Source organism: Marinobacter sp., assembly GCF_035268745.1.
Classification (GTDB): domain Bacteria; phylum Pseudomonadota; class Gammaproteobacteria; order Pseudomonadales; family Oleiphilaceae; genus Marinobacter.
This window is the reverse complement of the sequence record NZ_DATFKH010000198.1, coordinates 1-22,320: the sequence shown is the minus strand read 5'-3', so window position 1 is coordinate 22,320 and position 22,320 is coordinate 1. Positions and strand designations below refer to the sequence as shown.

The window sequence follows — 22,320 nt, the reverse complement described above, 5'->3', positions numbered from 1 at the left end:
ATATACTCGCCGTAACCCCGGGCCTCCATTTCCTCCAGGGGGATGAACTCCATGGCAGCGGAGTTCATGCAGTATCTCAGACCGGTGGGTTCGGGCCCGTCGTTGAACACATGGCCAAGATGGGAATCGGCATAGCGGCTGCGGATTTCCGTGCGGGTCATGAAGAGCTTGTTGTCCTCTTTTTCGACCACCATGTCGGGACTGATCGGCCTGGTGAAACTCGGCCAGCCGGTATTGGACCTGTACTTGTCGGCGGATGAGAACAGCGGCTCGCCTGACACCACATCCACATACAGACCGGGGCGTTTGTTGTCGTAATACTCGTTGCTGTAGGCAGGCTCGGTACCGTCTTTCTGGGTTACGCGATACTCCCGCTCTGTCAGCCTCTGCTTCAGCACCTCGTCGGAAGGCTTGGTAAAGGTATCAGGATCAAATCCGTTGCTGGCCTTGCTGCCACCGGAGTTCATCTCCGCCTGCGGACGGTACTGCGAATAATCCACTTCCTGATCGTCGCCCCAGACTTTCTCGACAAACTGATAACGTCCGGAGTTGAAGGTGTAGACATTGTAGCGAACCGGATTTTTCTTGTAGTAGTCCTGATGGTATTCCTCGGCCACGTAGAATTTTTCGAAGGGCACGATCTCGATGGTGATCGGGTCATCGTACCGGCCTGACTCTTCAAGCGCCGCTACCGACGCTTCCGCCAGCCGCTTCTGTTCCTGGTTGTGATAGAAAATGGCCGGGCGATACTGCTTGCCCCGATCCACAAACTGGCCATTGCTGTCGGTGGGATCCATGGTACGCCACATGGTCTGCAACAGCCCCTCGTAGGTGATTTTCGACGGGTCATAGTAGACCTGAACAGCCTCGGTATGGTTGGTCTGGCCGCCAGCAACCTGCTGGTAAGTGGGGTTTTCCTTGCTGCCGCCGCTGTAACCCGACACCGCTTCCTCGACCCCCGGTACCCGTTTTTCGAACGCCGCTTCGACACACCAGAAGCAGCCGCCGGCAAACGTGGCCACCGCCAGATCGGGATCGTCCGGCGCGTACTTGTTGTCGGGGGCACTCGATGCCCCGGCGTTAAGCCCCATAAAACCGGCTGCGAGCACGGCAGAGACTACCAAAAGATAGCGTTTCATAATCAGACCTCTTGCGTTGTTTGGCTGTGAACAGTCTGAACCTGATCTGTCACAACGGCTTCTCCCGTTCATTACGATTCTATAACGCCGAAAGGATCATTCGCGGTCGGCACCGTTCCGGGCGTCAGCTGCGGGCAACGAGATGGAAAAAACGGCCCCGCCGTCCGCGTTGTTTTCAGCCCCGATATCCCCGCCCTGCAGGGTCATGATCCGGCGGGCAATGGCCAGACCCAGCCCCGCATGGCGTCTGTCGCCGCCGGCTTCTCCGCGGTAAAAGGGCTCAAAAATATGGGGCAGGTCTGCCACCGCAATGCCGGGGCCGCTGTCGCGCACGGATACCCCTGGCCGGCCATTGGCTGCCTCAAACCGAACGCTGACCCGTCCGTTTTCAGGAGTATACGCAATAGCATTACCAATCAGGTTGTCCAGTACCCTTTCCGTCATCGCCAGATCTGCAAAGGCCCGGGGAATGTCCGGATTACCGCCAACCGAAAGTACGATGGACTGCTCATCCGCCCTGGGCATGTGCTTCTGCACCACATCGTGGACCAGTTCCGCCAGCGGAAAGCACTCCGGGTCGGGTTGCTTCTCTCGGGCTTCGAGTGCCGCGAGTTCAAAAAGTTCATCCACCAGCTGGCTCAGCCGGTACCCTTCCAGCAGCGCAATCTGCAGAAACCGCTCCTGCTCTTCCCGGCTCAGCCGGTCACGGCGCAGTTTCAGAATCTCGAGGTAGCCCTGCATCGACGCCAATGGCGTGCGCAGGTCGTGGGACACCTGCGCCACCAGTTGCCGGCGCTGGGCATCCTTTTCCCTGAGCTGCTCGATCTGGCTGGCAATACGCTGCGCCATGTTGTCGAAGGTCACCCCCAGGTAGTCGATTTCGTCCTTCACCGCCGGCCGCTGGCTACGCCAGGTCTGCTCCGGATGCTGGCTCATGTCTCCCGCCTCGAAGTCTTCCACCAGCCGTGTCAGACGGGTAAGGCGTCCGGTCAGCAAGCGGAACACCAGAAGCCCCGCAATCATCACCACCACCAGACTGACCAGCAACGCCCAGGCGCTCAGGGCAACCAGCTGGCCGCCCCGCGCCATGGTTTCGGCGGCGTCGTATTCCTCGCCCCTCAGCACCACATAGAGATAGCCCTCGGGCTCAGCCATCGACGGCACCGGGGTCACCGAAAACACCTTCTGCCGTTCGTGACTGCGGGGATCATCCCCCAGCACCGGATATTGCCCGGGGTCCGAAAGCAGCGTCATAATCGGTTCCAGCGAAACCCGGTTGCGTTTGATTTTTGCCGGGTCGGCGGAATAGGACTGGATTGTGCCATCAAGGTCGAGCAGGTAAATCTCGATGCTCGGATTGATCGTCATGTAAAGCGCGAACAGCTCTTCCATGGCGCTTTTATCCAGCTCGCCCCCGCTGACCAGATTCCGGTCCGCCACCAGATTGCGGGCCAGGTTGCGGTGAATCTCCTGATTCACCGAGGCGTTGTACTGTTTCAGCGAGTAGAAGCTGATAAAACCGTATAGCAGCGCGACCAGAAGCAGCAGCAGAAACAGGCCCAGGGCAAGGCGGGTATAGAGGGTTTTCAGCATGACTCATTCCCGGAAGCGATAACCCACCCCCCAGACCGTCTCGATAAATTCCGGCCGGGAAGGGTCGGTCTCGATTTTCCCGCGCAGTCGGTTGATGTGGGTATTGACGGTGTGCTCGTAACCTTCATGGTTGTACCCCCACACCCTGTCCAGAAGCTGGGTGCGGCTGAACACACGGCCGGGCTGGCTGGCGAAGTGCCAGAGCAGATCAAACTCGCGGGCGGTCAGTTCCACCTCCCGGTCCCTGACAAATACCCGTCGCCGCGCCGGGTCCATCCTCAACCCGGGCACCTGGAGTTCGACCTCTTCTGCGGCCGAACCGGACCGGGCGGCCATCGCATCCACCCGGCGAAACAGGGCTTTTATCCGGGCCGACAGTTCCGCCACGCTGAAAGGTTTGGTGAGGTAGTCATCCGCGCCCATCTCCAGACCCAGAACCCGGTCCAGCTCCGTGGTCTTGGCGGTCAGCATCAGCACCGGCACATAGTCCGGGCCCGAGCGAATCTCACGACACACCGAAAGGCCGTCCAGCCCCGGCAGCATCAGATCCAGAATGACCAGGTCAATGCCACCTTCGTGAAAACGGGCCAGCCCGGAGTCACCGCGGTCACAGAGCACGGGCGTCATCCCCAGCTCCCCCACCTGCATGCGGACCAGATCCGCAATGCCTGGGCTGTCTTCAATAATAAGTACTTTTCGGCTCATGGCGTTCGGGGTCGTATCGAAGTTAAACTCTGAAATCAGTCTAACCCCGAAAGTTCACAATTCCATCACGATATGCCGGAGCCCCCATGAGCAAAACTCCCTGGAATGATCTGCTGGATCTGGAAGGCCAGCTCGCGAGCGATGAGCGCCAGGTCCGGGACAGCATCCGGGCCTTCTGTGACAAGCGGTTGATGCCGGGCATTGTGCAGGCCAACCGTGAGGGCACCTTCGACCGGCAGATTTTCAACGCCATGGGCAGCCTGGGAATGCTCGGCGCGACCCTGCCGGAAACCTATGGTGGCCCCGGCCTGAGCCACGTCTGCTATGGCCTGATTGCCCGCGAGGTCGAGCGGGTAGATTCCGCTTACCGCTCTGCTCTGAGTGTCCAGTCCTCCCTGGTGATTCACCCGCTTCATGCCTTTGGCCAGGAAGCCCTGAAACAACGGCTGCTGCCACAACTTGCGACCGGTGAGCTGGTCGGCTGTTTCGGGCTGACCGAGCCGAACCACGGCTCTGATCCCGGAAACATGGAAACCCGCGCAGAGGCCGTCAGCGGCGGTTACCGCGTCAGCGGCGCAAAAACCTGGATCACCAACGCGCCGATTGCCGATGTGTTTGTGGTCTGGGGCAAACTCGACGGCACCGTCACCGGATTTGTCCTGGAGCGTGGCATGGAAGGGCTGGACACGCCGACAATTGAGGGCAAGTTCTCGCTGCGGGCGTCCGCAACCGGTTCCATTTTCATGGACGAGGTGTTCGTGCCGGAACAGAACCGGCTGGAAGTTACCGGCCTGAAGGGGCCTTTCAGCTGCCTCAACAAGGCCCGCTATGGTATCTGCTGGGGCGCTCTGGGCGCGGCCGAATTCTGCTGGCACGCGGCAAGGCAGTACACCCTGGACCGCAAGCAGTTCGGTAAACCTCTGGCCGCCAACCAGCTGGTGCAGAAGAAGCTGGTCGATATGCAGACGGAGATCTCCCTGGGTCTGCAGAGCACGCTGCAGCTGGGCAGGATGATGGATGCGGGCAACGCCTCGCCCGAGGCGGTATCCATGCTCAAGCGCAACAACTGTGGCAAGGCCCTGGATATCGCCCGCGCCGCAAGAGACATGCACGGCGGTAACGGTATTTCCGACGAATACCACGTGATCCGTCACCTCATGAATCTGGAATCGGTGAACACCTACGAGGGCACCCACGACATCCACGCCCTGATTCTTGGTCGCGGCCAGACCGGCCTGCAGGCATTCAGCTAACCCCCCGGGATACGCTCTCGTGAACCGAACAAACCCGATCCTGCCGGCCCTGACCCTGCTGTTTGCACTTGCCGGTTTTCCGGCCCGTGCCGGAACCGGGTTCTGAAGGTCAGGAGAATACGGCGATCCGGGCGCGGGGATGAAACCGGGCATTGAGCCAGAGCGAAAGTCCAATAACCCCGCCACCGACTGCCAGTCGTACAAGGTCTGCATCCTGGTTCCAGATCAGCAGATTGACCAGCAGTCCGGCGGGCACCAGCACATTGTTCATCACCGCCAGAGTTCCGGCATCAACGTGGCAGGCGCCGCGATTCCACAGGAACAGGCCCAGCCCGGACGCCGCCAGTCCCAGCCAGCCGAGAATGGCCCATTGCAGGGTGGTAGCCGGCAGCCGGCCGGCATCGCCAAAAATGAGAAAGGCCGGCAGGGCAATGATCAGGGCACCGAAAAAGAAATACCCGAAGGTGTGATAGGCCGGCAGGTCCAGCGGAAAGCGCATCATGGTGTGCTTGTAGCCCACCTGCCCCGCCGCAAAGGTGAAATTGGCCACCTGAAGCAGCAGGAAGCCGGTAATGAAATCCTGGCTGAGCCCGTCATAGCGGATAATACCGGCACCAAGGGTGGCCACCGCCGCCGCAATCAGCGCAACCGGCGAAAACCGGCGATAGAAAGCGTCATCAACAAGGGTGACATAGAGGGGCGTAAAAATAGTGAATAACAGCACCTCCGGAACGGTCAGGTAGCTAAACGAGCGATACAGGCACAGATAGGTAATGCCGAACTGCAACATTCCGGTCACCAGCACACCCAGCTTCAGGCCTCCGGGTACACCCCGCCAGCGGGTCAGCGGCAGAAAAACCAGAGCTCCGAGCAATACCCGGGTCAGCACGGCAAAATCACTGTCTACCTGCCCTGCAAGGAATTCGCCAATCAGACTGAAAGAAAACGCCCATAAAACTGTTACAAAAACCAGAAGACCCATACCACTCTCGTTGCCGTTCGCTCTGCCTGTGTCCGCGCCAATCACCAAATGCCAATCGGGAAGGGTATAGGTTACCATCGCGGCTCTCAGAAAGATCGAAGTTCAGCTTTCCAGGCCGAGTGACCAGCACTATGGATGAAATTCACCAGCCGTTACCCGAGGTCCGCAAGCCATTGATTCAGCGCACGCTGACCGAATGGCGCACGCTGGCAACTCTGGGCGGTCCGATCCTGATCGCCCAGGTGGCACAGATGGCCAACGGGGTGATCGATACAGTGATGGCCGGCCATGCCAGCGCTGAAGATCTTGCCGCCGTGGGCATTGGCAGCAGTCTGTGGATACCGGTCTTCCTGTTTTTCATGGGCCTGCTGGGGGCCCTGCAGCCGATTATTTCCGGTTTTAACGGCGCCCGCACATTTGACCGGATCATGCCCACCACCTGGCAAGGGCTCTATATCGCCGCCGCCGGCGCGGTGATCATGATTGTGCTGGTGACCAATATGTTTCCGGTACTCAAGCTGATGAAGCTGGAGTTCAACACCGCCCGTATTGCCCAGGGATATCTGGATGCTTTTGCCTGGGGCATTCCGTTCATGCTGGTGATGATGTCGCTGCGGGGGCTGACGGACGGGCTCGGCCATACCAGGGTGATCATGGTCTTCTCCGTGCTTGGTACGCTGGTCAATCTGCCGCTCAACTATATCTTCATTTACGGCAAATTCGGCATGCCGGCCATGGGCGGGGTTGGCTGCGGCTGGGCAACGTCGCTGTCGAACCTGGTGGCGGTCACGGCCCTGGTGATTTACCTCAACCGTGGCAAGGCCTACCGCCATTTCAACCTGATAACAGACTGGGCAAGGCCCAGCCCTGAAGGCATCCGCGAAATACTTCGCCTGGGCATCCCTATTGGTATCACCATTTTTGTGGAAGCCAGTCTGTTTTCAGTCATTGCCCTGTTTCTGGCGCCACTTGGCCCGGTGGTGGTCGCCGGCCATCAGATTGCGTTGAATGTGGTGTCCTTGCTGTTCATGCTCCCGCTGAGCATCGGCATGGCGCTGACCCTGAGGGTCAGTTTTCTGCTCGGCGCACGCGCCCCCGAAACCGCAAGGCTGATCGCCCTCAGCTCACTGCTTCTGGCGATCTCGGTCGCGTTTTTCTTTGCCGTGACGCTGTTTCTGTTGTCGCCGGAAATAGCCGCGCTGTATACCAACGACCCTGAGGTGCGCGCTGTCGCTGTACAGCTTTTGCTATTCGCGGCCATTTTCCAGATTGCAGATGTCATCCAGGTTACCTGCATCAGCGCCCTGCGCGGCTACAGGGATACCCGCATCCCGCTGTTTATCATGCTGTTTTCATTCTGGGGGGTAGGACTGACTCTGGGCTGGACCCTGACCTTTACCGACTGGCTGCTGCCCGCCATGGGCGCCCCCGGCTTCTGGATCGGTCTGACCTGTGGGCTGGCAACCGCCAGTGTGCTGCTGGGAATGCGACTGTTTACGTTCAGGCCCGCCCTGAACTGAAACCCCGTGCCCGGGTCCTGAGGCTGCCGTTATCCGACTCCCGGGCAGGGACAGGCCCGGGAGTTTCGCTACCGCAGACCAAGCGCCCGGGCATGGTGGTCCAGATGGGCATCGATAAACGAAGCGATAAAGAAGTAACTGTGGTCGTAGCCCCGGCGCATGTGCAGTTGTATCGGGTGATGAACCTTCTCGCAGGCGTCGGCAAGTGCCTCCGGATAGAGCTGCTGTTCCAGGAACTCATCCGCCGTACCCTGATCGACCAGCAGCGGCAGACGCTCCCTGGCTGATGGAATCAGCAGCGATGCGTCCCATTCCTCCCATGCTGACGTGTCCGTACCCAGATAACCTTCAAATGCTTTCCTGCCCCAGGGACAGGCCGAGGGATGGGCGATCGGCGCAAATGCGGACACCGACTGGTAATGTCCCGGGTTCTTCAGGGCAGCGATCAGCGCTCCATGGCCCCCCATTGAGTGCCCGCTGATTGAACGCTTCCCGGTGACTGGCAGGTTGGACTCCACCAATTGCGGAACCTCTTTCACCACATAGTCATACATCCGGTAATGGGGCGCCCAGGGCTGACGGATTGCGTTAACGTAAAATCCGGCACCGGTGCCGAAATCGTAGCTGTCGTCTTCGCCGGGCAGCCCCAGGCCCCGTGGACTGGTGTCCGGACAGACAATCGCCAGGCCCAGTTCGGCGGCGTGTTTCAGGGCCCCTGCCTTCTGCATGAAATTCTGGTCCGTGCAGGTCAGGCCTGACAGCCAGTAAAGCACCGGCACCTTCCGGGAGTCACTGCCAATCGCCGCCGGCGGAAGAAACACGGCAAATTCCATCTCACAGTCCAGTGCTGCGGAGCGGTGCCGGTACCGCCGGTGCTCGCCGTTGAAACAGACATTGGTAGAGATCAGGTCCATGAAAGCCTCATTGTCTGGAAATTGTATTCATCCCGCACAACCCTAGGGACTTTTCGATACTTCAATGCCAAGGTTGGCCTTGGCCAGCTTCGCCAGGATTGCGCTGCGGGTAACGATGCCGATCAGCTTGCCATGATCCGTAACCGGGTAAACCTTGGGTTTGCCAGCGCCAAGATTCTGGGCCAGGTCCACCAGCGACATCTCCCGGGAAATGGACACCGGGTTACGGAACATCACATCATCGACCACGGGATCACCCTCACCGTGATAGTTACTGACCAGCAGGGCGTGAATGCAGTCCTGTTCGGAGATAAAGCCGATCACCTTGCGATGATCATCCACTACCGGCAAACCGGAGACGTGATTGTGCAGGAGCGTTTTTACAACCTTGGTCAAAGGTGTTCCACAACGGATAGGTTCGATGTGGTTGGACATGACATCGGAAGCTGTCAGCGATTCCATGAAGAAACTCCATCTATAAACGGTAAGTTATCGGTGCCGTACCCCTAACCATAGGCAATCCACCGGAAAACTGAAAATTTAACTCAGTTCCCGGCACTTGCCATAGTCTCGAAACTGATTTCGGCAAAGCGGGTCAACAGCGGCTGAGGCAGATCATGCCCCATGCCGTCCATCATTTCCACCCGCGCGTGAGGTATCAGATAGCCAAGTTGTCTGGCCGCCTCCGGGCGCACCAGTGGATCAGCCCTGCCGTGGATAACCGCCACCGGCTGACGGATCCGGCGCGTTGATGATGACAGGCTGCCAGTGGCAAGAATCGCACGGGTCTGGCGCAATATGCCCGCCGGGTGGTAGCTGCGGCGATAGTTGAAAGTGATGCGCTCGCGGAGTTCTTCATCCCGCGGGGGGAACCCCGGGCTCTGGATCAGCTTCCAGAAATCCATCGACCGTTCGACAACCGTTTGCTCATCGTTTCCCCGCTTGCCAGCGCCGGCCAGCCGGACAATCAGCGAAGGTTTTGGCATCGGCAGGCTAGGGCTGTTGGTGGAGGTCATGATCAGGGTGGCGGAACGCACCCGTTCGGGCCAGGTGGCGGCAACAAGCTGGGTAATCATTCCACCCATTGACACCCCCACCAGGTGGCTGCTGGACAGCCCCAGGGCGTCCATGACACCACACACATCAGCCGCCATGTGGTGAAGTGTGTAGGGCGCGGGAATGCTGAGGCCCATGCGCGCCTTTGCCATCACCGTCACCGGGTGGCCTTCAAGCCGGGCCCGCAGGTGGGTCGACAACCCGATGTCACGGTTATCAAAACGGATGACCCGGTAACCTTCCCGGACGTATTGCTCCAGCAGTGCCTCTGGCCATAAGGTCATCTGCGCCCCCAGGCCCATGATAAAGATGACCGGCTCGCCACCGGGGTTGCCACGGGTTTCCACGCAGAAGCTGAGATCGCCAACGTCGAGGTGGAAGGTTTCAGGTTCCGGCGTCAGGGTCTGATTCCCGGCGGTTCCGGTCGCTGTTTGGGTCTGGCTCATGCGATGCTGCTCCCATTGGCTGCTAGCCGCAGGTTAACCCACATGCCGGATTTTTACACCAGAGCCTGCTGTTTAACCCGGCAGGAGCCGATTAAACTCACACCATATTAATGAATAACAAAGTAAGCGGACGGATTAGGGAGCCTCTGAACAAACGACATGGCCGACCCTTGGTTTTGCGGTCGGTTGTCACCATAACTACGTCTATGGTTTTAAAATCACCAAGCGGAGGGATCACTATGAGTTTACGTCTGGGGGATACGGCACCGGATTTCGAGCAGGAATCCAGTGAAGGCACTATCCGGTTTCACGAATGGCTGGGCGATGGCTGGGGCGTCCTGTTTTCCCATCCCGCCGATTTCACCCCGGTGTGCACCACCGAGCTGGGCCTGACGGCCAAGCTCAAGGACGAGTTCGCGAAGCGCAACGTGAAGGCGATTGCCCTGAGTGTGGACGCGGTTGATTCCCACACCCAGTGGATCGAGGACATCAATCAAACCCAGGGCTGCACCGTCAACTTCCCGATCATTGCAGACCAGGACCGTAAGGTGTCCGAGCTGTATGACATGATTCACCCGAACTCAGACAGCAGCCTGACGGTCCGTTCCCTGTTCGTCATCGACCCGAACAAAAAAGTGCGCCTGACCATCACCTATCCGGCAAGCACGGGCCGGAACTTCAACGAGGTTCTGCGAGTGATCGACTCGCTGCAGATGACGGATGACCACAAGGTCGCCACGCCGGGTAACTGGGAGAAGGGGGGAGACGTCGTCATCGTGCCGTCGTTGCAGGATGAAGACGAGATCAGGAAGCGCTTCCCCAAAGGTTACAATGCAGTCAGACCCTACCTGCGGATGACGCCGGATCCATCGGTTAACTGGGGCGGTGAATAATAAAAACCGGGCTTTGGCCCGGTTTTTTTACGTCTCCGACAAAGCGGATCTGTTCAGAATGCCGGAACCACAGAACCTTCGTAGTTATCGAGAATAAACGCTCTGACCTCTTCAGAGTTAAGCGCTTGCGCCAGTTTCTGTACCGCGTCACTGTCCCTGTTGTCGGGACGGGCCACCAGGATATTCACATAGGGTGAGTCAGGGCCTTCAATCACCAGCCAAACCCGAGCCAGACGCCTTGGCAGATCCCCGTATGTGCTTCCGGAACTTACCTCCGCTTGCCAGGTGAACTAGAATATCGAAGGCGCGTTTGGCTCCCTGCACGCCCGGGGTTTTCATTTCCAATTCAGGATGGACGCAACTTTGAGCAAACACACTGGCCCGGCAGCAGGCCCCAGAATGAACTCCACCGACGCCTGGGTAACCTATCTCAGCAAGGTGGAACTCCCGGTTCTGGCCAGCACACTGCGCCGCGTCGGTGAACTCACAGACAACAGCAACAGCACGGTGAACGAACTGGCCGATGTTATTCTCAACGATGCCCAGCTCACCTCCCAGGTACTCCGGCTATCCAACACCGTGTTCTATAATCAGACCCGCATGCAGGTAAGCACCGTCAGCCGTGCAATCACGCTGATTGGCTTTGACTCGGTCAAATCCATGGCCATTTCATCGCTGATTGTGGATTCACTGCTTCAGCGCAATGACCGCACCCAATTGCTGCGATGCCTGGCACTGGCCATCCATGCCGCGGTTCAGGCCAGGTGTTTGCTGCCGAAACGCAACGAGCAGGCGCTGGAAGAGGTATTCATCGGCGCATTACTGATGAACATCGGCGAACTGGCGTTCTGGAGCTGTGACACCGAGCAGGCCGTGGAGCTGGAGCAGGCATTAAGGCTGGATCAGCCGCCGGTGGAAGCGCAGAAAGCGGTGCTGCACACCACGTTTACCGATATCACCCGGGGTCTGGTGGAGGCCTGGTCTCTCGGTCCGTTTATCAAGGATATCGTCTCGGCAGGCAAGGCCAACTCCAAGGGCGCCAGCCTGGTGCGCCACTGTGTGGAAATGGCCAGACTGTCGGAACGCGGCTGGCGGGAAAGCGGCATGGACAAGGCACTGGAGGCCCTGGCGGAAGATATCGGCGAAAACCCGGCGACAGTGCGTGACCAGGTAAAGATCAATGCCGCCGAGGCCGCGAGAGTGGCGGTATCCCTGGGCATTCCGCAGGCAGGCGCCCTGATGCCGGGCAATCGGGATGATCAGGCCACCAGTGTCCAGCAGGCTCCGGAGGTTGATCCCGTCCTGCAGCTTCAGATTTTACGGGATCTGACCCACACCCTGGCGGAACAGCCCGACATTAACGAGGTCTGTCAGCTGGTGATCGAAGGGATTCATCGTGCAGTGGGCATGCAACGAGTTGCTTTGCTGATGATCGACCGCAGCGGGATTGAACTGATTCCCCGCAGGCTGGGCGGAAAAGGCACGGATGCCTGGAAAGATAATTTCGCCATCCGCCGGGATGGCAGTGGTGCCCTGGGGGTGCTTCTGCCCGAGGCAGGCGGCTACATCTACCAGCCGCAACAAACCGGTGAACCCGTAAAGTTCGACCGCTGGCTGGGAAGGGTGCCGGCGCTGGTCGCGCCGATCAGGGCCAAAGGCCGGCTGATCGGCCTGTTCTATGCCGACAACGCCCCAGCCGACTATGTTCCCTCCAGGGATCAGCTGACCGCATTCGCGCATTTTGTCCAGAATGCCCAGCTGTGTCTGACCCTGATGTCAGGACACTGAGCCGGCAGAGTCAGTGCAACGCCCGCATCTGCCGGGGATAGAGCGCCGCGCTGACTTCCGGCTCTTCCAGCATGTCCGCCAGTTCACGATCTACTTCGGTTTCCTCGCCCTCATCTGGCAGCGGCTCAAACAGGGTGTCAAGCCATGAGGTGACCGCAGGCGATTCTTCCCGGCCATAGTCCGTGGACAGCGCCTTGATCCGGCGAAATCCGATGATCCTCTGGTGCTTGGGATCCCGGATCTGCTCGAAGCCACGCCAGTAGATACGGTCACGGGTATGGAGCTGCACAAAGAGCGTATCGATGGGCTCGGCCGGATCTTCACCCCGGCTGTGTTCATCGAACTCGGATTCAGTCTCTGCCGCTTTCGGCGTATCCGGTTGCCCGCTTTCTATAGCAGCCGCCGCAGGTTTCTTGTTGCGAATGGTGGTCCAGGCCGGGTACAGAACTGCCACTGCATCGGCTTCCACATGCTCACGGGCGGCGCGAAGGATCAGTCCCCAGCGGGCCTTGTCGGCATCGGTTTCAAGAGAGTTAATGGGCAGATCGTAGCTTTGTTCACTGGCCAGTACGATCGCCATCATCGGGGCGTCGAGCTCCCCCATGGCTTCGGCCTGCGCTACAGATACCAGTTCGTCGATTGCCATCGGTTGGTTCATACGTCACTCGCCTCCTCGATGCCATCAGGGTCTTGCAGGAGGGAGAATCCTCCTGTCTCACAGCATAGACTGTTCCTGACCCAAAAATAAACGTGAAACTGACATGCATGGATCACAATGCGCGCCGTCGGGTCGTCAACTCAACGATTCCAGCCGCTCATACTGGCCAAACCAGGGGTTGGCTTCCTCAAGCTGAGCCGCCAGTTTCAGCAACTCGCCCTCGGCACCGTGGGGCGCGCCGAACTGGACACCCACCGGCAGGCCTCCGGCAGTCCAGTTCAGCGGCACCGACATGGCCGGTGTGCCTGTCAGGTTCGCTAACTGGGTAAATGGGGTTCTTGCCAGACTTTCCAAGGTCAACTGCTCCACCTTGCCGCTGAGGTGCACGATTTTTCCCGCATTCAGTTTCAGCATCAACCTTGCAACGACCTGCAGGTGAGCCGGAGTGTCCAGCTCTCCGATCTTTGCCGGCATCTGCCCCCCGGTCGGACACAGATACATGTCATAGGTTTCGAAATAGGCGCCCAATGCCCGGGAAAAGTCATTCCACTGCTGCCGGCGCCTGATGTATTCCGGCAGCGGCAAGGTCCGGCCAAGCATGGCGAGCAGGCGGGTATCCAGCTCGAAATCCCGGTCACGGGCACCCAGCTCGGATTTGGCATAGTCCATCAGGGTGGATACCTCGCCGAGGTAAAGCGCCAGATAACAGCGGGCCAGCGCCATGCCATCGAAATCCGGCCGGGCGTATTCCACCGAATGACCAAGGCCTTCCAGCAGGAGCGCAGTATCTTCAACGGCATCGACACATTCCGGTGCCACCCCGGTGTTGTAGGGTGAAGTGGTAAAAACGCCGATCCGCAGGGGTCTGGGAGGCTGTTGCATCAGCTCGGTGAAGGGTGCAACCGGTTGCGGAATCACATACGGATCGCCGGTCGCCGGTCCCGCCAGAACGTCCAGCATGGCAGCACTGTCACGGACGGTGCGAGTGACAACATGATCCGTAGACGCACCGGTCCAGGCCTCGCCGGCAAATGGCCCCGAGGAAATCCGCCCGCGGGAAGGTTTCAGCCCGAACAACCCGCAGTAGGCCGCCGGAATACGGATAGAGCCACCGCCATCGTTAGCGCCCGCCATGGGCACGATACCGGCGGCCACCGCAGCGCCAGAGCCACCACTGGAGCCGCCGGGCGTACGTTCAGGATCCCAGGGGTTGCGGGTTGGTCCCCAGAGCTCCGGTTCGGTCACACCCTTCAGGCCGAATTCCGGCGTCGTCGTGCGGCCGAGAATAACCAGCCCGCCTGCACGCGCACGGCGGACAAACTCCGAGTCCTGGCCGGCAATGTTGTTCTTCAGGCCACGGCTGCCACTGGTGCAGGGGTGGCCCTGTTGTTGCTGGGACAAATCTTTAAGCAGCATTGGTACGCCACAGAAGGTACCATCAGCGGTAAAGGACTGTTTTTGTGCATCCGTGAACTGGGGGTAACAGATGGCATTCAACCGGTCGTCAACCGACACGGCACGGTCAATGGCCGCGTCACATACCTCACGTGCAGTGACTTCCTTGCGGCGGATCAGGTCGGCAAGGGCAACGGCGTCGAATCGAAGGTATTCGGATTGCTTCATGAGGAATTCCATTTGCTGTGTGGCTGCCGTCGGGGCTCTGCTCGGCATTATTGCACCGATTGCAAATGCCGGTGAACCTCCCGAGCCGCAGAAAGACTGGGTAACCATTGTCCGTGACTCGCCTTACCGGGTCAGTCAGGGCGTCTACCAGAATATGACGACCATCCGCCGCTGGGTGTTGAAAGAGCGCGGCTTCTGCTCAAGCCAGGATCGCCACATCCTGTTTGATCGTCGGGGCGAGTTCCTTGGTTACATTGACGATGGCGCCACCCGCGAGGCCACCCAGGCGCGGCTCAATGAAACAAGGGCGTCGTTTGCCGCCAGCGGCAAAGTTGAAAGCTGGGCCAGCGGCAGCCTCGAAAACACCGGTTATCCGTTTGCGTTATCGTGCCGGCAGCCCCATGTCGACCTGGCTGCTGCGGTTGACCGCTATCTTGGCCGGACCGAATCAGACCGCCTGTGGGGAACCTGGGATGACCTCAGCTTCGCTTCCCGCGAACAGCCGCGCTCACTGCACGAGGCATTGCTTTACGTTTATCAGACACGCATCAGCCAGCAACGCCTGAATCTGCCTGCCACATTGCCGGGATACCTTGGCGGCCAGGTACTGATCGAAAGCAGTGGCCAGGCCCACGCGCACTCCCGAGCCAATGCCAAAGGCATTCTGCAATTATCGCCTTCTGCCCTGAATGACTGCCGTATCAAGCCCGCTAACCATTGGCACCGGCTGGCTCAGGTGGACTGCGCCCTGAAACTGATGCAGCAGAACGCCCGCAATCTTCAGCCGGCGTTCAAGGCCCAGTTCGGCCATCTGCCTGCCGACAAACAGGACCGGCTTTTCACCCTGCTGCTGGTGCAGGCCTACCACGGTGGCGTGGGCAGAGTCATTTCATTGCTGAACGATGAACAGCTCTCGCAACCTGCTGACTATTTTGCCCGCGAACATGAAGATTTCAGCGCCGGCGACATTCTGTTCGGCATGATTTTTCACAATCTCGGGCGGGACCGGCTCGGGTTGGCGTCCCTGTATTATGTCGCTGATGTGCAATTGGCAACGGAAGCCCTCTGTAGCAAAGCTGCTCTGGCAGCCGAGCCGTTCTGCAGTTAACGGATGATGGAACTTTTCAGTCTTCCTGACAGCCTGAGTCCGGCCCTTGCCATCGGGCTGATGCTGACCTCCGTGCTTACCTCCATGATCACCGCCAGTCTGGGGGCTGGTGGTGGTCTGTTACTGCTGGTGCTGATGGCCCTGTGGATTCCCCCGGCAGCGATCATTCCGGTCCACGGCATGATCCAGCTCGGCTCCAATGCCGGCCGGGCAACCCTGACCTGGCGCCATACCGACTGGCGGGCCATTGCCGCGTTTGCCCCGGGGGTTGTGGTCGGGGCCGGCATCGGCGCCTGGCTGTTACTGGATCTCCCCGAGCATCTCTGGCAACTGACCATCGCTGGCTTCGTGCTCTATCTGTGCTGGGGGCCGGCGTTGCCTAAAGGCGTATTCGGGCACGGGGGAATTTTCGTCGCCTCGGCATCGACCAGTTTCATCAGCCTTTTCGTGGGCGCCACCGGCCCACTGGTCGCGGCCTTTATCAAGCAGATGCACGAGGACCGTTTTAAAACCGTGGCCACTTTCGCCACCGCCATGAGCCTGCAGCACGCGCCCAAGGCCCTGGTATTCGGCCTGGCAGGCTTTGTATTCCACGAATGGCTGCTTTTTATTCTGGGCATGATCGCATTCGGCTTTGCCGGTACCTGGATCGGCCTGCATGTTCTGAGAAACCTGCAGAACCGCCATTTCCGGCTTATTTTCAACATTGTCCTGACGCTGCTGGCACTCCGGTTGTTGTGGCAGGCAGGGCAGTCAATGCTGGGGTAACCGTTACTGAGCCTGCTACTGCAGGGCCTGTTGCACTGACCGGGCGCCGGCAACAGGCACAGGCTATCCCGAGTGAATCACCTCACCCTTGCGCCAGAGCCGCCACTCGCCCGGCTGGTAGATATCCCATTGCTCATCAGAGGTTAAAGGCTCGGTGACAATCACACTGACGATGTCGTCAGCTGTGGTTTCGGACTCAAAATCCACTGTTACATCCGCATCTTTAAGGCGGGCGGGGCCAAAGGGCGCGCGACGGGTAATACTGGCCATTTTGGTCGTGCAATAGGTAAACAGCCAGTCGCCATTGCTCAGCAGCAGATTGAAGATGCCCTGGCACGCATAGGCCCGGGACAAACGGACCAGGCTTTGCACCAGCTGATCGCGAGGGGTGTCCCGGTTAAAGTGACTGCGCAGGTGGTTGAGGATATCGCAGAACAATGCTTCGCTGTCGGTGGTGCCCACGGGTTCATAGAAACCGGGCGGGCACCGGAAGCTGGCGAGCTGGCCGTTATGGGCAAACACCCAGTACTGTCCCCAGAGTTCGCGGATAAAGGGATGGGTGTTGGCGAGGCAGACCTGTCCGACATTGGCCTGGCGGATATGACAGACCGCCACTTCGCTTTTGATCGGCTGGCTCTGTACAACCTCCGCCAGACGCGAGCTGGCGCTGGCATCAGCGTCATGGAAACTGCGCACACCCTTACCTTCGTAGAAGGATATGCCCCAACCGTCCTTGTGCGGGCCGGTTTGGCCACCGCGACGGGTCAGGCCGGTGAAACTGAAACAAAGATCTGTTGGAGTGTTGGCACTCATGGCCAGCAGTTCACACACGATAATTCCGGTCCCTGGTCAAAACCTGTTGATGAAAGCATAGCGAATTCAGACCGGCACTGCAGGCTCCGGCGGGAATATGATTCATCTGCAAATAGCAGGTTGGGCTGGTAGCTTCAAATGACGTATTCTGCCAACCATGATGAAACCCACCTCCCATTCCCGCCAGCTTGGCGAACTGATGTGCAGCGTAACCGAGCAGGTGCTCTGGTCGCCCGCGCTGAATCCACTGGTTTGTCGGGTTGGCTCAGGGCAGGCAACCTACCACCGGTTCGACTACCAGTCGCGTCAGCATCAGATCACCTACGGCGCGCGAATGATTGCGGCCAAGCACCGGCCGGAAACCGCCAGCGGCTGGTTGTCTGTCCGGGAAATCCAGCAGCGCGGTTATTTCAACGGGCAGCTCAGCCCGCTGAACCTGCTGGCCCACACCTGTTGCCATGAATTTGCGCACCTGTTGCAACACAGTGCCGGCCAGCGCTACCGCGGGTCGGTGCATAACCGGCATTTCTACCGGATTCTTGACGAACTGCACAGCGTTGGCCAGGCCGAAGAAGTCAGATGCGCATTACGGGACCAGGTTCGCAACCAGGGGCTTGAATTATCGACCAGAGCCTTCGTGCCGGTAGAAAGCTCAGCAGAACTGAGCCACTGGCAGCCCGGCGACACGGTAAGCTTTGGCACCCGGCAAAGAGAGATCCAGGGGCGGATCGTCCGCGTCAACCGCAAGAGCTGCACCGTCGATGGTACAGGGCTATCAAAAGGCATGCGTTACCGGGTGCCCGCGCAGATGCTCAGGCGGGTTAAAGAACCCCCCTAGTCCCCAGAGGCCTCGGTCCCTACTTCAATGCCGACGCCATGGCGAGAAGTGCCCGGGCAGTCTCCGGCAGTTTTTTGCCCTGATCCATTGCCAGTTTTCTCAGTGCCCGATGGGCCTCATCGTTGTTAATCCGGCGATGTTTCATCAGCAACAGAACGGCTTTTTCCTGGACTTTCCGGTCTTCCAGCGCTTCCCGTGCGCTTTGAAGCTCGCTGCTCATCTGCTGCAACCGGCGGGTCTGCTCCTGAACAAGATCAAGCACGGACCGGCCGAAGTGCTGGCTGATGGCGCTGGCGGAGAAGGCACCCGCGGCCGGGCTTGCTGGATTTGCTGGATTTTCTGTATCTGCCGCACTGGCTGCGTTGGCTTCAGTGGCCGACTCGCACACCACCAGCACGGGCGGTTGAGTCATCTTCCGGGCATCGAGCGAAGCGATCAGGGCTTCCTGATGAGCAAGAGAGTTGCGGGCGTCGGCAAAGCGCTCAACGCAGCGGGAATGAAAACAGCCCTCAACCGATTCTTCGACTTTTTTCAGGCCATCAATACGTTCCGTCATCAGCATGAACCACTTTTCTGCCAGCGCCGGTTCCTTTGAGACCGAGGGCCCGACAGAAGACGCAAGACGGCGGAGCCGGGCAATTTCCAGCTCCCGGTCATGGGCCAGGAGTTCCTGCCAGAGGCTCATGGAATCCGGGTCGGCAAAGTCGGTAAAGACTTCGAAACAGCGTTCCTGCGCCTCGAAAAGGTGCACCATGCGCCGGGAAAGCGCGGCATCGAAGTGCCCGGCGGAAAATCCGGCCGACCCGGCAGCCCGTTCCTGACCACACAGCTCCTTTCCGTTCATCAGGTGGACCATGGCCACCAGCACCCCTGCAATCGTGGGGTCTACCGCGGTATCGGCGGCTTCAAATACCACGGCGATCAGGTTGTGGACCAGACGGCTGTATTCTTCCATGGCCGCTACAGCGGTGATTGTCCGGGCGGACACAGCCTGCCTCAGTTCGTCCAGGCCATCCAGGCTGTAGAGCGCACATGCTATCTGGTTCAGCAGCTGACTGCTGACCGGGTGTTCGGTCAAATCCCGGTGAATTTCAGCGAGCGCCTGGCCGAATTCCGTTTTCAGGCGGTCAGACTCCGCAATCAGGTCCTGCCTTTCGCCGGCGAATTTTCGACCGGCCGAGCCCAGAAAAACGTTGGAAGCCCCACGTTCCCGCTGCAGCCCGTGGACCAGATTGCTGATGCACTGCACCAGCCTGCCCATCTGCAGGAAGTACTGGAGACTCTTCAGTTCACAGGTCTTTGACGCAATCAGATAATCTCCGGCACTGGGTAGCTCGGGAGTGGAATCGGGCCTGGTAGTCATGGCGATACTCCGGGACAAGGTCAGCCTTGGATTTATCCTCGCGGCCGACCGACTCAACAGATGGTTTGAGCGAGCAATTACCGCGCCAGCCGGGGACAGCCCCAAAGCCGTGCAATCTGCCCCTGAACAGGGCGTAAAACCCCGGATTTCTGGCACCAGAAATCCGGAGAAACTCCGTAAATGCATGATTTTTCGAAAGCCTGAGAATATGGCATGAAGATCGCTTTATCTGTTTCAAGGATGAATCTCCCCGGCTACGGAACAGGCCGGACCATCAGATCATTGTTGTTGGCATTGGCGCCGGACCAGTTATTTCCCTCGGGAACTGATTGCTCCGGCTTTTTTAGTTGTCCGGGAGGCAGAGCGGCATGAGCAAAAAAAATCTGATCGTGGTCGGTAATGGCATGGTCGGCCACCATTTTCTGGAAAGAATGGTGGACACGCCTGCGGTCTCCGACTTCGACATCAAAGTTTTCGGCGAGGAGAAAATGCTGGCCTATGACCGGGTTCACCTGTCTGAATATTTCAGTGGCGCCAGCCACAGTGACCTGGCCATGGGCACCGCTGAATGGTACGCCGAACACCGGATTGACCTGCACCTGGACGAAGGAGTCAGCGCTATCGACCGGGATCGTCAACTGGTGATAACACCGCAGGGCGAATACCCCTACGACAAACTGGTGATGGCCACCGGCTCCTATCCGTTTGTGCCACCCATCAAGGGAAACGAGCACCCTAACTGCCTGGTCTACCGGACTCTGGAGGATCTGGACAGCATCCGCGCCAGCGCAGAGGGTGTCAAAACCGGCGTCGTGGTCGGCGGCGGCCTGCTGGGTCTGGAAGCGGCCAATGCCCTGAAGAGTCTGGGGCTTGAGGCCCATGTGGTGGAATTTGCCCCCCGCCTGATGCCGGTTCAGCTCGACAGTGACGGTGGTGCCCTGCTGAAACATAAAATCGAGGAGCTGGGCGTGCAGGTTCACACCGAAAAAGCCACCAGTGAAATCGTCGAGGGCGAAGACGCCCGCCTGCGGATGAACTTCAGTGACGACAGCCATCTGGAGGCCGACCTGATCGTCTTCTCCGCCGGTATTCGCCCCCGGGACGCACTGGCCCGCAAGTGCGGCCTGGCCATTGGCGAACGCGGCGGCATTGTGATCAACGATCAGTGCACCACCTCGGACCCGAACATTCACGCCATCGGCGAGTGTGCCCTGTGGAGCGAAAAGATCTTCGGCCTGGTCTCCCCCGGCTACACCATGGCCCGCATCATGGCCGCGGTACTGAACGGTGACAGGGACGCCGCCTTTACCGGTGCCGACATGAGCACCAAACTCAAGCTGCTGGGTGTCGACGTCGGCTCCATCGGCGATGCCCACGGCCAGACCCCGGGCGCCAGAAGTATCCGCTTCAACGATGAGCAGGCCGGTCACTACCGCCGCATGGTGGTTAGCGAAGACGGCAGGAAGTTGCTGGGTGCCATTCTGGTCGGCGACAACGGGCCCTACGATACCCTGCTGCAGTACACCCTGAACGGGATTGAGCTGCCGCAAAGCCCGGAAACGCTGATTCTGCCGGAAACCGAAGTCGGTGCCCCCGCACTCGGCCCGGATGCGCTGCCGGAAACCGCCTCGATCTGTTCCTGCCACAATGTCAGCAAAGGCGACATCTGCGGTGTTATCGATGCCGGCTGTTCTGACCTGGGCGCGGTAAAGGCTGAAACCAAAGCCAGTACCGGTTGCGGTGGTTGCGCCGCGCTGCTGAAAACCGTGGTCGACAGCGAACTGGAAAAGCGCGGCGTGGAAGTCAGCAAGGACATCTGTGAACACTTCCCCTACAGCCGGCAGGAGCTGTTTCATCTGGTCAGGGTGAACGGCATCCGCACCTTCCGGACCCTGATCCGCGACCATGGCAGGGGCCACGGCTGCGATATCTGCAAGCCCGCCGTCGGCTCCATTCTGGCTAGCTGCTGGAACGAACACGTTCTGGCCACCGACCATGTGCCGCTGCAGGACACCAATGACACCTTCATGGCCAACATGCAGAAAAACGGCACCTATTCCATTGTGCCCCGGGTCCCCGGTGGCGAGATCACGCCAGACAAACTGATTGTGCTGGGCCAGGTGGCCAAGGAGTACAACCTGTACAGCAAGATCACCGGCGCCCAGCGTATTGATTTGTTCGGCGCCACCCTGAGCCAGTTGCCGGAGATCTGGGAAAAGCTGATCGCCGCTGGTTTCGAAACCGGTCACGCCTACGGCAAGGCCCTGCGCACCGTGAAATCCTGCGTCGGCAACACCTGGTGCCGCTACGGCGTTCAGGACAGCGTGGGCATGGCGATTCATCTTGAGGACCGCTACAAGGGTCTGCGTGCGCCTCACAAGATCAAATTTGCGGTATCCGGCTGCACCCGCGAGTGTGCGGAAGCCCAGAGCAAGGACATCGGGGTTATTGCCACCGAGAACGGCTGGAACCTGTATGTCTGCGGCAACGGCGGCATGCGCCCGCGCCACGGCGACCTGTTTGCCACCGACCTGAATGATGAGGAACTGGTCAGCACCATTGACCGGGTACTGATGTTCTATGTCCGCACCGCGGACCGGTTGCAGCGCACCAGCGTGTGGATGGAAAACCTGGAAGGGGGCCTGGAATATCTCAGGCAGGTGGTACTGGAAGACAGCCTGGGCATCGGCCAGGAACTGGAAGAACACATGGAAGGCCTGGTTGGCAGCTATCAGTGCGAGTGGAAGGCAGCGGTGGAAGACCCCGGCAAGCGCAAGCGGTTCCGCGAGTTTGTGAATGCGCCGGAGAAGAAGGACCCGGTGCAGCAGTGGACCATGGAGCGGGGGCAGAAGCGGCCTGT

General features: G+C 59.4%; 19 protein-coding genes and 1 pseudogene. 8 read left to right on the top strand and 12 right to left on the bottom strand.

Going from position 1 to position 22,320, the window contains the following annotated elements; translation table 11 throughout:
- The 3 genes from msrA to VJ956_RS13485 all read right to left on the bottom strand — a co-directional run.
- Window positions 1-1,139: peptide-methionine (S)-S-oxide reductase MsrA (gene msrA / locus VJ956_RS13495; RefSeq protein WP_324085561.1), on the bottom strand; the 1,139-nt coding region annotated here is incomplete at its 3' end.
- Between the two features lie 96 nt (window positions 1,140-1,235).
- Window positions 1,236-2,732 carry a HAMP domain-containing sensor histidine kinase gene (locus tag VJ956_RS13490; RefSeq protein WP_324085560.1) on the bottom strand — a complete coding sequence of 499 codons (1,497 nt, stop codon included), beginning with the start codon at window positions 2,730-2,732 and terminating at the stop codon, window positions 1,236-1,238.
- 3 nt (window positions 2,733-2,735) lie between these two features.
- Window positions 2,736-3,437 carry a response regulator transcription factor gene (locus VJ956_RS13485; RefSeq protein ID WP_324085559.1) on the bottom strand — a complete coding sequence of 234 codons (702 nt, stop codon included), beginning with the start codon at window positions 3,435-3,437 and terminating at the stop codon, window positions 2,736-2,738.
- 86 nt (window positions 3,438-3,523) lie between these two features.
- On the opposite strand from VJ956_RS13485, the gene VJ956_RS13480 reads away from it, so the two are divergent.
- Entirely contained in the window at window positions 3,524-4,690 is a 1,167-nt protein-coding gene (locus VJ956_RS13480) for an acyl-CoA dehydrogenase (protein ID WP_324085558.1), read from the top strand.
- Between the two features lie 109 nt (window positions 4,691-4,799).
- On the opposite strand, the gene VJ956_RS13475 is transcribed toward VJ956_RS13480, so the two are convergent.
- Complete coding sequence (locus tag VJ956_RS13475; RefSeq protein WP_324085557.1) at window positions 4,800-5,672, bottom strand: DMT family transporter; 873 nt, start codon at window positions 5,670-5,672, stop codon at window positions 4,800-4,802.
- A gap of 131 nt (window positions 5,673-5,803) precedes the next feature.
- Between VJ956_RS13475 and VJ956_RS13470 the strand changes: the two genes are divergently transcribed.
- A complete protein-coding gene (locus VJ956_RS13470; protein WP_324085556.1) occupies window positions 5,804-7,192 on the top strand; it encodes an MATE family efflux transporter in 1,389 nt (462 codons plus the stop codon).
- A gap of 68 nt (window positions 7,193-7,260) precedes the next feature.
- On the opposite strand, the gene fghA is transcribed toward VJ956_RS13470, so the two are convergent.
- The 3 genes from fghA to VJ956_RS13455 form a co-directional block, all read right to left on the bottom strand.
- On the bottom strand, window positions 7,261-8,106 hold the full coding sequence (gene fghA, locus VJ956_RS13465; RefSeq protein ID WP_324085555.1) for an S-formylglutathione hydrolase: 846 nt from the start codon (window positions 8,104-8,106) through the stop codon (window positions 7,261-7,263).
- 42 nt (window positions 8,107-8,148) lie between these two features.
- The gene (locus tag VJ956_RS13460) at window positions 8,149-8,568 is read right to left on the bottom strand and encodes a CBS domain-containing protein (RefSeq protein ID WP_324085554.1); all 420 of its coding nucleotides are present in this window, start codon (window positions 8,566-8,568) and stop codon (window positions 8,149-8,151) included.
- A gap of 83 nt (window positions 8,569-8,651) precedes the next feature.
- The gene (locus VJ956_RS13455) at window positions 8,652-9,608 is read right to left on the bottom strand and encodes an alpha/beta hydrolase (RefSeq protein WP_324085553.1); all 957 of its coding nucleotides are present in this window, start codon (window positions 9,606-9,608) and stop codon (window positions 8,652-8,654) included.
- Window positions 9,609-9,847: 239 nt separating this feature from the next.
- On the opposite strand from VJ956_RS13455, the gene VJ956_RS13450 reads away from it, so the two are divergent.
- Window positions 9,848-10,501 (top strand): peroxiredoxin, encoded by a 654-nt coding sequence (locus VJ956_RS13450; RefSeq protein WP_324085552.1) that lies wholly within the window; start codon window positions 9,848-9,850, stop codon window positions 10,499-10,501.
- A 53-nt stretch (window positions 10,502-10,554) separates the two neighbouring features.
- Here the strand turns inward: VJ956_RS13450 and VJ956_RS13445 are convergent.
- A pseudogene (locus VJ956_RS13445) lies at window positions 10,555-10,719 on the bottom strand (MetQ/NlpA family ABC transporter substrate-binding protein); the annotation flags it as partial.
- A 145-nt stretch (window positions 10,720-10,864) separates the two neighbouring features.
- Between VJ956_RS13445 and VJ956_RS13440 the strand changes: the two are divergent.
- Window positions 10,865-12,289, top strand: a complete 1,425-nt coding sequence (locus VJ956_RS13440; protein ID WP_324085551.1) for an HDOD domain-containing protein — start codon at window positions 10,865-10,867, stop codon at window positions 12,287-12,289.
- A 10-nt stretch (window positions 12,290-12,299) separates the two neighbouring features.
- On the opposite strand, the gene VJ956_RS13435 is transcribed toward VJ956_RS13440, so the two are convergent.
- Both VJ956_RS13435 and VJ956_RS13430 read right to left on the bottom strand, forming a co-directional pair.
- Complete coding sequence (locus VJ956_RS13435) at window positions 12,300-12,947, bottom strand: hypothetical protein (RefSeq protein ID WP_324085550.1); 648 nt, start codon at window positions 12,945-12,947, stop codon at window positions 12,300-12,302.
- A gap of 135 nt (window positions 12,948-13,082) precedes the next feature.
- The gene (locus tag VJ956_RS13430) at window positions 13,083-14,570 is read right to left on the bottom strand and encodes an amidase (protein ID WP_324085549.1); all 1,488 of its coding nucleotides are present in this window, start codon (window positions 14,568-14,570) and stop codon (window positions 13,083-13,085) included.
- Between VJ956_RS13430 and VJ956_RS13425 the strand changes: the two genes are divergently transcribed.
- Both VJ956_RS13425 and VJ956_RS13420 read left to right on the top strand, forming a co-directional pair.
- Entirely contained in the window at window positions 14,569-15,678 is a 1,110-nt protein-coding gene (locus VJ956_RS13425) for a hypothetical protein (RefSeq protein ID WP_324085548.1), read from the top strand. The genes VJ956_RS13430 and VJ956_RS13425 overlap by 2 nt on opposite strands.
- A gap of 6 nt (window positions 15,679-15,684) precedes the next feature.
- Window positions 15,685-16,446, top strand: a complete 762-nt coding sequence (locus VJ956_RS13420; protein ID WP_324085562.1) for a sulfite exporter TauE/SafE family protein — start codon at window positions 15,685-15,687, stop codon at window positions 16,444-16,446.
- A gap of 63 nt (window positions 16,447-16,509) precedes the next feature.
- Here the strand turns inward: VJ956_RS13420 and VJ956_RS13415 are convergent, their stop codons facing one another.
- Window positions 16,510-17,277, bottom strand: a complete 768-nt coding sequence (locus VJ956_RS13415) for a class II glutamine amidotransferase (protein WP_324085547.1) — start codon at window positions 17,275-17,277, stop codon at window positions 16,510-16,512.
- 139 nt (window positions 17,278-17,416) lie between these two features.
- Between VJ956_RS13415 and VJ956_RS13410 the strand changes: the two genes are divergently transcribed.
- Window positions 17,417-18,097, top strand: a complete 681-nt coding sequence (locus tag VJ956_RS13410) for a hypothetical protein (RefSeq protein ID WP_324085546.1) — start codon at window positions 17,417-17,419, stop codon at window positions 18,095-18,097.
- Between the two features lie 19 nt (window positions 18,098-18,116).
- On the opposite strand, the gene VJ956_RS13405 is transcribed toward VJ956_RS13410, so the two are convergent.
- The gene (locus VJ956_RS13405; RefSeq protein WP_324085545.1) at window positions 18,117-19,460 is read right to left on the bottom strand and encodes a nitrate- and nitrite sensing domain-containing protein; all 1,344 of its coding nucleotides are present in this window, start codon (window positions 19,458-19,460) and stop codon (window positions 18,117-18,119) included.
- Between the two features lie 368 nt (window positions 19,461-19,828).
- On the opposite strand from VJ956_RS13405, the gene nirB reads away from it, so the two are divergent.
- Window positions 19,829-22,320 (top strand): nitrite reductase large subunit NirB (nirB, locus tag VJ956_RS13400; protein ID WP_324085544.1); only part of this gene is annotated, 2,492 nt, incomplete at its 3' end.

Coding starts and splice junctions, on each gene's coding strand:
- VJ956_RS13460 (WP_324085554.1), bottom strand. CDS start 8,568: ATGGAATCGCTGACAGCTTCCGATGTCATGTCCAACCACATCGAACCT.
- VJ956_RS13475 (WP_324085557.1), bottom strand. CDS start 5,672: ATGGGTCTTCTGGTTTTTGTAACAGTTTTATGGGCGTTTTCTTTCAGT.
- VJ956_RS13470 (WP_324085556.1), top strand. CDS start 5,804: ATGGATGAAATTCACCAGCCGTTACCCGAGGTCCGCAAGCCATTGATT.
- VJ956_RS13420 (WP_324085562.1), top strand. CDS start 15,685: ATGGAACTTTTCAGTCTTCCTGACAGCCTGAGTCCGGCCCTTGCCATC.
- fghA (WP_324085555.1), bottom strand. CDS start 8,106: ATGGACCTGATCTCTACCAATGTCTGTTTCAACGGCGAGCACCGGCGG.
- VJ956_RS13410 (WP_324085546.1), top strand. CDS start 17,417: ATGATGAAACCCACCTCCCATTCCCGCCAGCTTGGCGAACTGATGTGC.
- VJ956_RS13490 (WP_324085560.1), bottom strand. CDS start 2,732: ATGCTGAAAACCCTCTATACCCGCCTTGCCCTGGGCCTGTTTCTGCTG.
- VJ956_RS13405 (WP_324085545.1), bottom strand. CDS start 19,460: ATGACTACCAGGCCCGATTCCACTCCCGAGCTACCCAGTGCCGGAGAT.
- VJ956_RS13485 (WP_324085559.1), bottom strand. CDS start 3,437: ATGAGCCGAAAAGTACTTATTATTGAAGACAGCCCAGGCATTGCGGAT.
- VJ956_RS13450 (WP_324085552.1), top strand. CDS start 9,848: ATGAGTTTACGTCTGGGGGATACGGCACCGGATTTCGAGCAGGAATCC.
- VJ956_RS13435 (WP_324085550.1), bottom strand. CDS start 12,947: ATGAACCAACCGATGGCAATCGACGAACTGGTATCTGTAGCGCAGGCC.
- VJ956_RS13430 (WP_324085549.1), bottom strand. CDS start 14,570: ATGAAGCAATCCGAATACCTTCGATTCGACGCCGTTGCCCTTGCCGAC.
- VJ956_RS13455 (WP_324085553.1), bottom strand. CDS start 9,608: ATGAGCCAGACCCAAACAGCGACCGGAACCGCCGGGAATCAGACCCTG.
- VJ956_RS13425 (WP_324085548.1), top strand. CDS start 14,569: ATGAGGAATTCCATTTGCTGTGTGGCTGCCGTCGGGGCTCTGCTCGGC.
- VJ956_RS13480 (WP_324085558.1), top strand. CDS start 3,524: ATGAGCAAAACTCCCTGGAATGATCTGCTGGATCTGGAAGGCCAGCTC.